General features: G+C 66.6%; 9 protein-coding genes. 8 read left to right on the top strand and 1 reads right to left on the bottom strand.

What is annotated here, in order from left to right; genetic code table 11:
* The first annotated feature begins 53 nt into the window (after window positions 1-53).
* Together AC56DV_RS17040 and AC56DV_RS17045 are read left to right on the top strand one after the other, a co-directional pair.
* Window positions 54-404: a YciI family protein gene (locus tag AC56DV_RS17040; protein ID WP_496315423.1), complete on the top strand. Its 351-nt coding sequence runs from the start codon at window positions 54-56 to the stop codon at window positions 402-404.
* A gap of 10 nt (window positions 405-414) precedes the next feature.
* The gene (locus AC56DV_RS17045) at window positions 415-1728 is read left to right on the top strand and encodes an RNA polymerase sigma factor (RefSeq protein ID WP_496315424.1); all 1314 of its coding nucleotides are present in this window, start codon (window positions 415-417) and stop codon (window positions 1726-1728) included.
* Between the two features lie 30 nt (window positions 1729-1758).
* Here the strand turns inward: AC56DV_RS17045 and AC56DV_RS17050 are convergent, their stop codons facing one another.
* Window positions 1759-6852, bottom strand: coding sequence for an Ig-like domain-containing protein (locus AC56DV_RS17050; protein WP_496315425.1), 5094 nt, complete (start codon window positions 6850-6852; stop codon window positions 1759-1761).
* Window positions 6853-7056: 204 nt separating this feature from the next.
* On the opposite strand from AC56DV_RS17050, the gene AC56DV_RS17055 reads away from it, so the two are divergent.
* From AC56DV_RS17055 to AC56DV_RS17080, 6 genes are all read left to right on the top strand, one after another.
* On the top strand, window positions 7057-7746 hold the full coding sequence (locus AC56DV_RS17055; RefSeq protein WP_496315426.1) for a response regulator transcription factor: 690 nt from the start codon (window positions 7057-7059) through the stop codon (window positions 7744-7746).
* A 74-nt stretch (window positions 7747-7820) separates the two neighbouring features.
* Window positions 7821-8555, top strand: coding sequence for a bifunctional demethylmenaquinone methyltransferase/2-methoxy-6-polyprenyl-1,4-benzoquinol methylase UbiE (ubiE, locus tag AC56DV_RS17060; RefSeq protein ID WP_057158277.1), 735 nt, complete (start codon window positions 7821-7823; stop codon window positions 8553-8555).
* A 14-nt stretch (window positions 8556-8569) separates the two neighbouring features.
* Window positions 8570-9541 (top strand): Tim44 domain-containing protein, encoded by a 972-nt coding sequence (locus AC56DV_RS17065; protein WP_496315427.1) that lies wholly within the window; start codon window positions 8570-8572, stop codon window positions 9539-9541.
* 113 nt (window positions 9542-9654) lie between these two features.
* Complete coding sequence (locus tag AC56DV_RS17070) at window positions 9655-10284, top strand: ubiquinone biosynthesis accessory factor UbiJ (RefSeq protein ID WP_496315428.1); 630 nt, start codon at window positions 9655-9657, stop codon at window positions 10282-10284.
* Complete coding sequence (gene ubiB, locus AC56DV_RS17075) at window positions 10281-11849, top strand: ubiquinone biosynthesis regulatory protein kinase UbiB (RefSeq protein ID WP_496315429.1); 1569 nt, start codon at window positions 10281-10283, stop codon at window positions 11847-11849. The genes AC56DV_RS17070 and ubiB overlap by 4 nt, the downstream gene beginning before the upstream one ends.
* Window positions 11846-12475: a methyltransferase gene (locus AC56DV_RS17080; RefSeq protein ID WP_496315430.1), complete on the top strand. Its 630-nt coding sequence runs from the start codon at window positions 11846-11848 to the stop codon at window positions 12473-12475. Before ubiB ends, AC56DV_RS17080 begins: the two co-directional genes overlap by 4 nt.
* Window positions 12476-12537: the final 62 nt, after the last annotated feature.

Below are 12537 nucleotides of genomic sequence, written 5' to 3' on the forward strand. Positions count from 1 at the left end.
GTCGTTCGTCGTGGTGGTGTCCGGATGTCCGGTCGACTTTCAAGGAGAACAACATGGAATACCTGATCCTGATCTATGCCGATGAAAAACTGTACAGCGGCATGAGCGAGCAGCAGCTCGGCGAAGTGATGCAAGCCTACAACGTCTACACCCAGGAACTGATCGCCGCCGGCGTGCTGCGCGGCGGCTCCGAACTGGCGCCGGTGCACACCGCCACCACGGTGCGCGTGCGCGACGGCAAAATCGCCTGCACCGACGGTCCCTTCGCGGAAACCAAGGAACAGCTGGGCGGCTACTACCTGATCGACTGCGCCAACCTGGACGAAGCCATCAAATGGGCCGCCAAGTGCCCGTCGGCCGGCGTGGGCTCGATCGAAGTGCGCCCCCAGGTCAAGACCGACTAGGCCGGCCGTCGTGCTCACGCGGGCGGTTGAGGAGGTGTGCCGGCGCGAGGACGGCCGGGTGCTGGCGGGGCTGATACGCCGCTTCGGCGACATTAGCCTGGCCGAGGACTTGCTGCAGGACGCCTACGGCAAGGCGCTGGAGCGCTGGCCGCGCGACGGCCTGCCGGCCAATCCCGCCGCCTGGCTGACCACCGTGGCCCGCAATGCCGGCCTGGACCACCTGCGCCGCGCCGCCCATACGCTGGCCGATTCTACGGAGGTGCTCGCCCGCCTGGAGCAGGAGGCCGTCTGCAGCGATGACGGTGGCTTCGCCCCATCGGCCGCGATTCCGCCCGCCCCGTCCGGCATCTCTGCCGCTGGCTACGGCCTCGCCATCGATGACGACCGCCTGCGCCTGATCTTCATCTGCTGCCATCCGGCCTTGGCGCCGGGCGCGCAGACGGCCTTGGCCTTGCGCACGCTGTGCGGCCTGTCCACCCGCGAAATCGCGCACGCCTACTGCGAAACGGAAGCTGCCACCGCGCAGCGCCTGGTGCGCGCCAAGCGCAAGATCGCGGACGCGCGCATTCCCTTCATCGTCCCCGCGCCGGACGAACTGCCTGCGCGCCTGGCGCTGGTGCTGCAAGTGATCTACCTGGTGTTCAACGAGGGCTACGGCGCCACCAGCGGCCAGCGCCTGGTGCGCACCGATTTGTGCCGCGAAGCCATCCGCCTGGCGCGCCTGATGGCCGAACTGGCGCCGCGCGACGCCGAAGTACAAGGCTTGCTCGCGCTGATGCTGCTGCAGCACGCCCGCAGCGGCGCCCGCGTGTCGGCAGACGGCGGGCTGGTGACCTTGGAATCGCAAGACCGCTCGCTGTGGGACCGCGCCGCCATCGCCGAAGGCATCGCCGTGCTGGACGCCGCCTTGCCGCTGCGCCGGCCCGGCCCTTACCAGATCCAGGCGGCCATTGCCGCCCTGCACAGCAAGGCCGCCAGCGCCGCCGCCACCGACTGGCGGCAAATCTCGGCCCTGTACGGCGTGCTGCTGCGCCACCTGCCCACGCCCGTGGTGGAGTTGAACGCCGCCGTCGCGCTCGGCATGGCTGGCGGTCCTGCAGAAGGACTGGCATGGATCGACAAGCTGGAGCAGGATGGCCAGCTGGCCGGTTTTCACTACCTGTACGCCGCCAAGGCCGAGCTGCTGCGCCGCCGCCAGGGCGGCCCGGCGCAAACCGCCGCCGCCATCGCCGCCTATGCGCGCGCCTGCGAACTCACCGCCAACGCCGTCGAGCTGCAATACCTGCGCTCCCGCAGCGCGCAACTGCAGCAGGGCGGCGCGTGAGCGGCTAGCGTGCCTTCGGCGCCTGATGCACTAGACGGGCATGCCGAAGCTGATAGCGGAAGCCAGCCCGCTGATGCTGGGCACGCCCACCAGCGTGATCGAACCGCCCGGCAGGCTGATGAGCAGGTCGTTGCCGGTGTCGGTCACGTATTTCTCCACGAAGGCATCGGCCGTCATCGGCGTGGCGAAGAAGTCCGCGAAGTACAGGCGGTCGCCGTCCGTCATGCGGAAATCGGTGATGCGGTCGTTGCCGTATTGCGGCTCGAAGACGAACTTGTCGGCGCCGGTGCCGCCGGTCAGCACGTCGTTGCCTTTGCCGCCGATCAGGTAGTCGCTCTCGGTGCCGCCGTCCAGCGTGTCGTTGCCGTTGTCGCCGTACAGGTAGTCGATGCCGGCGCCGCCCAGCAGCTTGTCGTCGCCGTTGCCGCCGTACAGCGCGTCGGTGCCGCCGTAGCCGTTCAAGGTATCGTCACCATTGGCGCCTTGCAGCACGTCGTTGGCGTTGTTGGTGGCGTTGCCGGACAGCGTGTCGTTGCCATTGCCGCCGTTCAGCTTGAGGCCCTGGTCGCCGGTGGCGCCGGTAATCAGCAGGGCGATGGTGTCGGTGCTGACCATGCCGGCGCGGTCTGTGACCTTGTAGCTGAACGTTGCCCGCAGCGACTGGCCGGTGGACAGCCAGCTGAGCTCCGCCGCCGGCGTGACGGTCAGGGTGGTGCCGTCGGCCGACAGTGCCGCCTGCACGTTGAGCGAGGCCAGGTTGACGGCGGCGTTGGTAACCGGATTGATCAGCGCCTTCGAATTCGAGTCGGCGCCCCAGCTCAGTGGCGCGGTGCTGTTCATCAGGGTGAAGGTCAGCGAGTCGCCGCTGTCCACGTCCATGGCCGAGCCGGCGATCGAGGTGGTGATGACGGCCGCCTCGACGGTGGTCAGGCCGACCGGCGCGGCGCTGGGCGCCTCGTTGACGTCGGTGATGGACAGCGCCACGGCCTGCTTGCTGAGATTGCCGAAGCTGTCGGCGGCCTGCACGGTGAAGCGGTAGAGGCTCTTGGTTTCATAGTCCGGATTACCGGTCAGGATGACGTTGCCGTTGGCGCCCATGGTGAAGGCGCCGGCATCGTCGCCGTTGTTGGCGAGCAGGCTGTAGCTGACCGGGTGCGGATCGCTGGCCGCCGCCGTGTACACCACCAGGTTGGCGCCGGCGTTTTCGGCCAGCGTGGCCGTGGCGCCGGAGCTGAACGCGGGGCCGTGCGTATCGAGCGCCAGGCTGGCGCCCGCGCCGGCTGCGGCATTGCCTGCGGTGTCTACCGCAGTGATAGTCACGGTGACCGGGCCGTCGGCGAACGCGCTCAGGTCGGCTTTGCCGTCGCTGCCGGTGGCAGTGTTATTTGCGCCGTCCTTGAAGGTGACGGTGGCGGTGGAGTCGCTGTCCAGGCCGGTGATCGAGTAGGTGACGGCGCCCTTTTCCGCATTGTTGATCTGGTTGTCGGCGAGCAGGACGGCGAGGTTGGCGCCGGCGTCGGCCGTGGTGTCTAGCACCGTGGCGGCGCCTGTCCCGGTGGCTTGGTTGCCAGCCGTATCCGAGGCCGAAATGGAGATCGTAATAGGACCGTCGGTAAGCGTGGACAGGTCGGCCTTACCGTTGCTTCCGATGACGGTGTTGTTGCCGGCGTCTTTGAAGGTGATGGTGGCGGTCGCGTCTGCGTCCAAGCCTGAGACTGTGTAGGCAACGGCGCTCTTTTCGGCGTCGTTGATCAGACTGTCGGCCACGCTGACGGCGAGATTGCCGCCGATGTCTGCCGTCGTGTCGAGCACCGTGACGGCGCCGGTGCCGGCGGCGGTGTTGCCTGCAGTGTCGGTCGCCGAGATGGAGATCGTGATCGGCCCGTCGGTCAGTGTGGATAGGTCGGCGACGCCGTTGCTGCCGATGACGGTGTTATTGCTGGCGTCTTTGAAGGTGACGGTGGCGGTCGCGTCTGCGTCCAGGCCTGCGACAGTGTAGGCAACGGCGTTCTTCTCGGCGTTGCTGACCAAGCTGTCGGCCACGCTGACGGCGAGATTGCCGCCAATGTCTGCCGTCGTGTCGAGCACCGTGACGGCGCCGCTGCCGGCGGCGGTGTTGCCGGCAGCGTCGGTCGCCGAGATGGAGACCGTGATCGGACCGTCGGTCAGGGTGGACAGGTCGGCAATGCCGTTGCTGCCGACGATGGTGTGCGTGCCATCGCTGAAGGTGACGGTGGCTGTGGCATCGTTGTCCTTGCCGATGACGGTGTAGGCGACAGCCGATTTCTCGGCATTGTTGACCAAGCTATCCGATACTTGCACAGCAAGGTCATGGCCGGCATCGGCGGTGGTGTCGAGCACAGTGGCGGCGCCGGTGCCGGTAGCAGTGTTGCCTGCAGTGTCGGTCGCCGAGATGGCGACCGTGATCGGACCGTCGGTCAGTGTGGATAGGTCGGCGACGCCGTTGCTGCCGAAGATGGTGTGCGTGCCATCGCTGAAAGTGACGGTGGCAGTGGCATCGGTGTCCTTGCCGAGGACGGTGTAGGCGACAGCCGATTTCTCGGCATTGTTGACCAGGCTATCCGATACTTGCACAGCAAGGTCATGGCCGGCATCGGCGGTGGTGTCGAGCACGGCGGCGGCGCCGGTGCCGGTAGCGGTATTGCCCGCAGTGTCGGTCGCCGAGATCGAGACCGTGATAGGACCGTCGGTCAGCGTGGACAGGTCGGCGATGCCGTTGCTGCCGACGACGGTGTTATTGCTGGCGTCTTTGAAGGTGACGGTGGCGGTCGCGTCTGCGTCCAGGCCTGCGACAGTGTAGGCAACGGCGTCTTTCTCGGCGTTGCTGACCAAGCTGTCGGCCACGCTGACGGCGAGATTGCCGCCGGCGTCTGCAGTCGTGTCGAGCACGGTGGCGGCGCCGGTTCCTGTGGCGGTGTTGCCGGCAGTGTCGGTCGCCGAGATGGAAATCGTGATAGGACCGTCGGTCAGTGTGGACAACTCGGCCTTGCCGTTGCTGCCGACGACAGCATGGACGCCATCGCTGAAGGTGACGGTGGTCGTGGCATCGTTGTCCATGCCCAGGACGGTATAGGCAACCGCCGCCTTCTCGGCGTTGCTGATCAGGCTGTCCGCGACTTGCACTGCGAGGTTGCCTCCCGCATCGGCTGTCGTGTCGACCGTGACGCTCTGCGCGGCGGACGCTGCGCTGAGATTGCCGGCGGCGTCTGCCGCCTTGGCGGTAAAACTGTAGCTGCCGTCGGCCAGCACGCCGCTGGTAAACGTATAGCTGCCGCTGCCCGGCGCGGTCTGCGTGGCTGTGCCGACCGCCACGCCTGCCTGGTACACCGTCACCGTGGCGTCGGCTTCGGCGCTGATGGTCAGGGTGGGCGTGCTGTCGTTGGTCAGCGTGTCGAGCGCGGAGCCGCTGTTGGTGCTGAAACCGGTGATGGTCGGCGCGCCCGGCGCGCTGGCGTCGACCACCACGCTGATGGTGCTGCTGGTGGACGTGTTGCCGGCCGTGTCGGTGACCTGCGCGCGGAACTGGTAGGCGCCGTCGGCCAGGCCGCTTTGCGCCGCGCCGGTCGCGCTCCAGCTCCCGCCGCCATCGGTGGAGACTTGGTAGGCCACCGTGGCGCCGCCTTCGTTGCCGGCCAGCGCCAGGTCGAAAGTCCGGTCGCTGGTGATGCCGTCAGCGGGCGTGCCAGTGTCGCTCAGGTTGCTGAAACCGAGCGTGCCGGCCGCCGGCGCCGACGCGTCGAGCGCATAGGCGCGGGAGTAGGTGGCGCCGGGGGTGCCGGCTTTGTCCTCCACCTGGATTTTCAGCGTGTTGCTGCCGCCCAGCGTGACGCCGGACAGGCTGAAGGTATTGGTGCCGGCGGTGTGGCTGGCGGTGAGCCAGTTGACGCCGTTGTCCAGCGAGACCCGCACCACGTCGCCGCTGGCCGTGGCGGCACTCAGCGTGCCGGAAACGGTTTGTGACGCAACGGCGGTGATAAGATCGGTGCTGCTGGCGCCGCTGTCGCTGGAGAAGGCGGCGGTGCTGACCGCCACGGCCGGGGCCACGGTATCCAGCGTATAGGCCTGGGTCGGTCCGAACGGATTGTTGCCGTTTTGCGCGGTCCAGAACTGGATGGATTTACTTGCGCCGGCGGCCAGCGTCACGTTCACGGTGAAAGTGCCGCTGCCGGCGTTGTCGGTGTAGGTGACGGCAGCCTGGGTGCGGCTGCTGCCGCTGCCGTCGGTCGATACCCATATCGTGGGCGTCTGTGAATTGCCGGTGCTGGCGCTGAAGCTGCCGCTAATGGTTTGCGCGGCCGTCCTGGTGACGAAGTCGCTGGACGAGGTGCCGGTGTCGGCCGACATGGCAAACGCAGTCACGTTGATGGCCGTGTCGAGCGTGCCGCCATACGTGGCGCTGCTCAGCGCAGCGGTTTCTATGGCGCCGGTGTTCGCTTCCAGCACCCAGTCGCCCCCCGCGGCGGCGCTGCCGGTCAGGTTGGTGGACGCGGCCACGTCGGCGCCAGTGGCGGCGGCCAGGCCGGCGATGAATTGTTGGCCGACCGTGCCGGCGCCCACGTCGCAGCCATACAGCAGGATGTCGGCGCCGCCGGTCAGATGGCTGCCGATGGCGGCCAGCGCGTCGTTGTAGCTTGCCAGGGTCGCGCCGCTCAGCACGGCCGAACCGAGCTGGATCTGGCCGGCGGCGCCGTGCGACACCACGTCCACGCCGCTCAAATTGCTGACGATGTCGATGGCCGCAACCAGGCCGCTGTTGTGTTCGAGGAATTGCTGGATCTGCTGCACGCCGTCGCGGCCCGCGTCCAGCACCACGATGGTGGCGTTGGCGGGCGTGGCGGCGATCAGGCCTTGGTAATCCGCCACGCCAGGATCGACGAAGATCACGCGCGGGGTGAACAGGCCGTTCAGGCTGCCGCTCGCCGATACCACGTTGATCTGGGCCGTACTGGCCGCGTGGCCGGCCAGCCAGTCCTGGATCTGCTGCGGCCCGGACGATGTGTCGTTGAGCAGGACGACGGTGAACAGGCTGGTGTCATACTGGGCAGCCAGCGCGGCATAGCCGGACAGTGAGGTATCGATAAAGACGGTGCGGATAGTGGACATGATTTCTCTCATTAGGGGAGTGACATGGGGAAATTTAAATGTTCTTCTGGTCACTTATTTGACGCCTCTGCAATCAATTTTGCATGAGAGGAATGCCCTTACTTTCTAGTGGCAATTCGCTATTTCCTATGATAAAAGTGTGACAAATCTCCTGGGAGTCGACGATGCGCAGGCCTGCAAGTAGTGCGGATGGGGAGCGTTGCCGTGCCCTCGGCTCATAGCGCGCCGGGACAGCCCATCCGGGTGCTGCTGGTGTGCGATTTGCCCATCGCGGCATGGGGCCTGGAGCAACTGATTTTGTCGCGCCAGCCGGCGCTGGCGCTGACCGCCTGCGTACGCACTGTGTCGGAGGCGCAACAAAGCTTGCGCCGCCATCCGGCCGACGTGGTGGTGTACGACGTCGACGGCGGCAATGTGCTGGGCCTGATCCCCGAGTTGCTGGCCGGTTACGGCTGCAAGGTGCTGGTGGTGGGCAGTTCGCGCGACGCCTCGCAGGCGGACCAGGCCGTGCTGGCCGGCGCCAACGGCCTGGTTTGCAAGAGCGAACCGGTGGACGTATTGTTCAAGGCCATAGACAAGGTGTACGCCGGCGAATTCTGGATGGACCGCCTGGCCACCGTGCGCATCCTCACCACCATCGCGCGCAGCAAGGCCAATGTGCAGCCGGAGCGCGAGCGGCTGGCGCGCCTGACGCGCAAGGAGCGCATGACGGTGGCCGAAGTGGCGCGCGACGCGGCCGCCAGTTCGGCCGATATCGCGCGCCGCCTGGACATCAGCGAGCGCACGCTGCGCAACCACCTGACGGCCATTTACGCCAAGCTGGGCGTGAGCAACCGGGTCGGCCTGTTCGACTTTGCCCGGCGCCACATGCTGCCGGGGGAGGCGGCTCCCTGAGCCCGGTGGCAGCCTTCTCCTGCATTCGGATCCTGCGCTTGTATAATGCAGGCAAATCCACAGCTTCCCAGACCATGACCAATACCACCCATTTCGGCTACAAGACCGTCTCTGAAGACGACAAAGTAAAAGAAGTCGCCAAGGTGTTCCACTCGGTGGCCGCCAAGTACGACGTGATGAACGACCTGATGTCGGCCGGTCTGCATCGCCTGTGGAAGACGTTTACCATCGCCAACGCGGCCGTGCGCCCCGGTTTCAAATGCCTGGACATCGCCGGCGGCACCGGCGACCTGGCCAAGGCCTTCGCCAAGCAGGCCGGCCCCAGCGGCGAGGTGTGGCTGACCGATATTAATGAGTCCATGCTGCGCGTGGGCCGCGATCGCCTCTTGAATCGCGGCCTGGTCACCCCCACCTTGCTGTGTGACGCGGAAAAATTGCCGTTCCCCGACAATTATTTCGACCGGGTCAGCGTTGCTTTCGGCCTGCGCAACATGACGCACAAGGACCAGGCGCTGGCGGAAATGCGCCGCGTCCTGAAGCCGGGCGGCAAATTGCTGGTGCTGGAGTTCTCGAAAGTCGCAGAACCTTTGCAAAAGCCGTATGATCTGTATTCGTTCTCGGTGCTGCCTTGGCTGGGACAGAAAATTGCCGGTGACGCGGAAAGCTATCGTTACCTGGCGGAATCGATCCGCATGCATCCCGACCAGGAAACCCTGAAAACGATGATGCAGGATGCGGGACTGGAGCGGGTCCAGTATTACAACCTGACGGCGGGTGTGGCCGCTTTGCACACCGGTATCAAACTGTAAGCGGGAAAAACATCATGAACATGAAGAAACTTCTGGTTAGCGCCGTGCTGGCGCTGTCCGCCACCGCCATGCTGGGCGAGGCGATCGCCCGTCCTATGGGCGGCGGCCGCTCCATCGGACGCCAATCCCAAAGCGTGAGCAAGATGCCGGCCCAGCCTGCGCCGACCCCGGCCCAGGCCCGCCAGGCCACGCCCGCAGCCGCTGCGGCCACGCCGCCGGCTGCCGCACCGAAACCTTCCAGCCCATGGAAAGGCATCCTGGGCGGCGCGCTGCTGGGCCTCGGTCTGGGCGCACTGCTGTCGCACTTCGGCCTGGGCGGCGCCCTGGCCAGCATGATCGGCACCATGCTGACGTTCGCACTGATCGCCGGCGCGGCTTACCTGATCTACCGCCTGGTGCGCAGCCGCATGTCGCCGCAGCGTCCCGCAGCGGCAGCGGCCGGCTTCGGCGGCAATGGCGGCAGCGCCTGGCAGCCTCAGCCACAGCAGCCGCTGGCCCGCCAGGACAGCCGTACCCCGGAAATCGGTTCCGGCCTGCCACCGCTGCAACCGGTGTCGGGTGGTCTGAACCTGGATAAAGCAGCGCCGGCCGCCGCGCACACCCCATGGGGCGTGCCTGCCGATTTCGACACGGTGTCCTTCCTGCGCCACGCCAAGAGCAACTACATCCGCCTGCAAGCGGCCTGGGACAAGGGCGATTCGGCCGACATCCGCGAATTCACCACGCCCGAAGTGTTCGCCGAGCTGAAGATGCAGATCGCTGAACGCAACGGCCAGGCCGACTACACCGACGTGGTCACCATCGACGCCGAACTGCTGGGCATCGAGAACGACGGCAAGGATTACCTGGCCAGCGTCAAGTTCATGGGCTCCATCAAGTCCGCGCCGGACGCGCTGGCCGAGCCGTTCCACGAAGTGTGGAACCTGGTCAAGCCGGTTACCGGCAACGGCGGCTGGCTGCTGGCCGGCATCCAGCAACTTGCCTAAGCGCTGGCGTTCCCGTTTTTTCGCCAACACGCCGGGCAAGCGCCCGGCAAACTGGTAAGATCAAGACCGCCCAGGAAAACTGGGCGGTTTTGTTTTTTTAAGCGCCTGCACGCATGCCTTCACCGACCATACCCAATCTGCCTACACCGCTGGCGCCCGTCGCCGCCACCATCAACCACTTGCTGGCCCAGGAGCCATGGGCCCGCGCGGCCCTGCGCCTGCATGCCGGCAAGGTGGCCTGCATCGCCGCCGCCCCGGTCGAACTGCGCCTGGGCGTGACCGCCGACGGCATGGTGGAGGCCGCGCCGGCCGGGACCGCGGCCAATGTCACCATCCGCCTCAAGCTGTCGGACCTGCCGCTGATCGCGCAAAACCGCGAGCGCGCCTTCTCCTACGTGCAGATCGAGGGCGACGCCGAGTTCGCCAACGCCATCTCGCAGCTGTCCAAGTCGCTGCGCTGGGAAGCCGAGCACGACCTGGAAAAAGTGGTCGGACCCATCGCCGCCACCCGCCTGGCCGGCGGCGCCAGGGCCGCCTTCGAGGCGCTGAAGTCCGGGCAGCGCAAGCTGGCCGAGAACGCCGCCGAGTACTTCCTGGAAGAGAACCCGCTGCTGGTGCGCCCGGCCGTGACCGAGCAGTTCGGCGCCGAAGTGCGCCGCCTGCGCGACGACACCGAGCGCTTCGCCAAGCGCCTGGCCAACCTGGAAAAGAAACTGGCGCAGGGCGCCGGGGACCATACATGATCTTGAAATTCCTGCGCCTGCTGAAAATCCTGCGGGTCGCCGTCCAGTACGGACTCGATGAAATCGCCTTCTCCGGCCTGCGCGTGCCGCGCACCGCCAAGCTGATCGACACCTTCTTCTTCTGGCGCGACATCACCGCGCCGCGCGGCCTGCGCCTGCGCCTGGCGCTGGAGGAACTGGGGCCGATCTTCGTCAAGTTCGGCCAGGTGCTGTCCACCCGGCGCGACCTGATCCCGCTCGACATCGTGGAAGAGCTGGCGCTGCTGCAGGACCGCGTGCCGCCGTTCGATTCGGACCTGGCCATCGCCCAGATCCAGCGTTCGCTGGGCGACCACCCGGACCGCCTGTTCGCCAGCTTCGAGCGCATCCCGGTCGCCTCGGCGTCGATTGCGCAGGTGCACTTCGCCACCCTGAAGGATGGCAAGGAAGTGGCCGTCAAGGTGCTGCGCCCCGGCATGAAAAAGCTGATCGACGAGGACGTGGCGCTGATGCACATCGCCGCCGACTGGATCGGCCGGCTGTGGGCCGACAGCAAGCGCCTCAAGCCGAAAGAGGTGGTGGGCGAGTTCGACAAATACCTGCACGACGAGCTGGACCTGATGCGCGAGGCGGCCAACGCCAGCCAGCTGCGCCGCAACTTCGCCGACGGCAACCTGCTGCTGGTGCCGGAAATGTACTGGGACTATTGCTCGTCGAGCGTGATCGTGATGGAGCGCATGCACGGCATCCCCGTGTCGCAGACCGACCGCCTGGTGGAAGCCGGCGTGGACCTGAAAAAACTGTCCAGCGACGGCGTGGAGATCTTCTTCACCCAGGTGTTCCGCGACGGCTTCTTCCATGCCGACATGCACCCCGGCAACATCCTGGTGTCGATCGACCCGGCCACCTTCGGCCGCTACATTGCGCTGGACTTCGGCATCGTCGGCACCCTGAACGATTTCGACAAGGATTACCTGTCGCAGAACTTCCTGGCCTTCTTCCGCCGCGACTACAAGCGCGTGGCCGAGGCCCACATCGAATCGGGGTGGGCGCCCAAGGAAACCCGCGTCGACGAGCTGGAGTCGGCGGTGCGCGCCTGCTGCGAGCCGATCTTCGACCGGCCGCTGAAGGACATCTCCTTCGGCCAGATCCTGCTGCGCCTGTTCCAGACCTCGCGCCGCTTCAACGTGGAAGTGCAGCCGCAGCTGGTGCTGCTGCAAAAGACCCTGCTCAACATCGAAGGCCTGGGCCGCCAGCTGGACCCGGACCTGGACCTGTGGAAGACCGCCAAGCCCTACCTGGAAAACTGGATGGCCGAGCAAATCGGCTGGCAGGGCATGCTGGAGCGCCTGAAGGCCGAGGCGCCGCGCTACACCCACGTGCTGCCGCAGCTGCCGCGCCTGATGCACCGCGCGCTCAGCGTGGCGGGCGAGCCGGACAACACCAACAACGAACTGCTGCGCGTGCTCATCGCCGAACAGCAGCGCACCAACCGGCTGATCAGCTTCGTGGTCTATTTCGCCGGCGCCTTCGCGGTCGGCGCGCTGGGCCTGCAAGCCTACATGCGCTGGCGCGGCCTGCTATGACGCAGCCATCCCCGCCACCGGCGCCGGTGCCGGCATTCGCCTCGCGCGACCCGCTCGACCCGGCCTTCTGGGACGAGCGCTTCGACAAGGGCTTCACGCCCTGGGACCGGGGCGGCGTGCCCGAGCGCCTGCGCCAGTTCGCCGCCGAACTGCACGGCTTGCCGGCCGTGTTGATACCGGGCTGCGGCTCGGCCTACGAGCTGGCCTTCCTGTCCGAAGCGGGCTGGGACGCCACCGCCATCGACTTTTCGCCGGCCGCCGTGGCCGCCGCGCGCCAGGCAGTCGGCCCGCAGTGGCAGGGCAGGGTGGTGGAGGCGGATTTCTTCCAGTACCAGCCGTCCGCCCCGCTGGACCTGATCTACGAACGCGCCTTCCTGTGCGCCCTGCCGCGCGCCATGTGGCCGCAAGTGGCGGCGCGCTGGGCCGAACTGCTGCCGTCCGGCGCGCTGCTGGTTGGCTATTTCTTCTTTGATAACAACCCCAAGGGTCCGCCGTTCGGCATCGCGCGCGAGGCGCTGGACGCCTTGCTCGCCCCGCATTTCCGTTGCATGGCCGACGAAGCGGTGTCGGATTCCATGCCGGTTTTCGAGGGCAAGGAGCGCTGGATGGCCTGGCGGCGGCTGTAATTCGCATTACGCGCCGGAAAAGGCTTTATAATTCAGGGTTTTGATGATTTTTGCGGAGTAAT

It is taken from the genome of Massilia sp. BGA-UO-ETr-WB1 (genome assembly GCF_059567845.1).

What these genes read in the sequence shown, in the direction of transcription:
- AC56DV_RS17040 (WP_496315423.1), top strand. Translation starts at nt 54, where the DNA reads ATGGAATACCTGATCCTGATCTATGCCGATGAAAAACTGTACAGCGGC.
- AC56DV_RS17050 (WP_496315425.1), bottom strand. Translation starts at nt 6,852, where the DNA reads ATGTCCACTATCCGCACCGTCTTTATCGATACCTCACTGTCCGGCTAT.
- ubiE (WP_057158277.1), top strand. Translation starts at nt 7,821, where the DNA reads ATGACCAATACCACCCATTTCGGCTACAAGACCGTCTCTGAAGACGAC.
- AC56DV_RS17065 (WP_496315427.1), top strand. Translation starts at nt 8,570, where the DNA reads ATGAACATGAAGAAACTTCTGGTTAGCGCCGTGCTGGCGCTGTCCGCC.
- AC56DV_RS17070 (WP_496315428.1), top strand. Translation starts at nt 9,655, where the DNA reads ATGCCTTCACCGACCATACCCAATCTGCCTACACCGCTGGCGCCCGTC.
- ubiB (WP_496315429.1), top strand. Translation starts at nt 10,281, where the DNA reads ATGATCTTGAAATTCCTGCGCCTGCTGAAAATCCTGCGGGTCGCCGTC.
- AC56DV_RS17080 (WP_496315430.1), top strand. Translation starts at nt 11,846, where the DNA reads ATGACGCAGCCATCCCCGCCACCGGCGCCGGTGCCGGCATTCGCCTCG.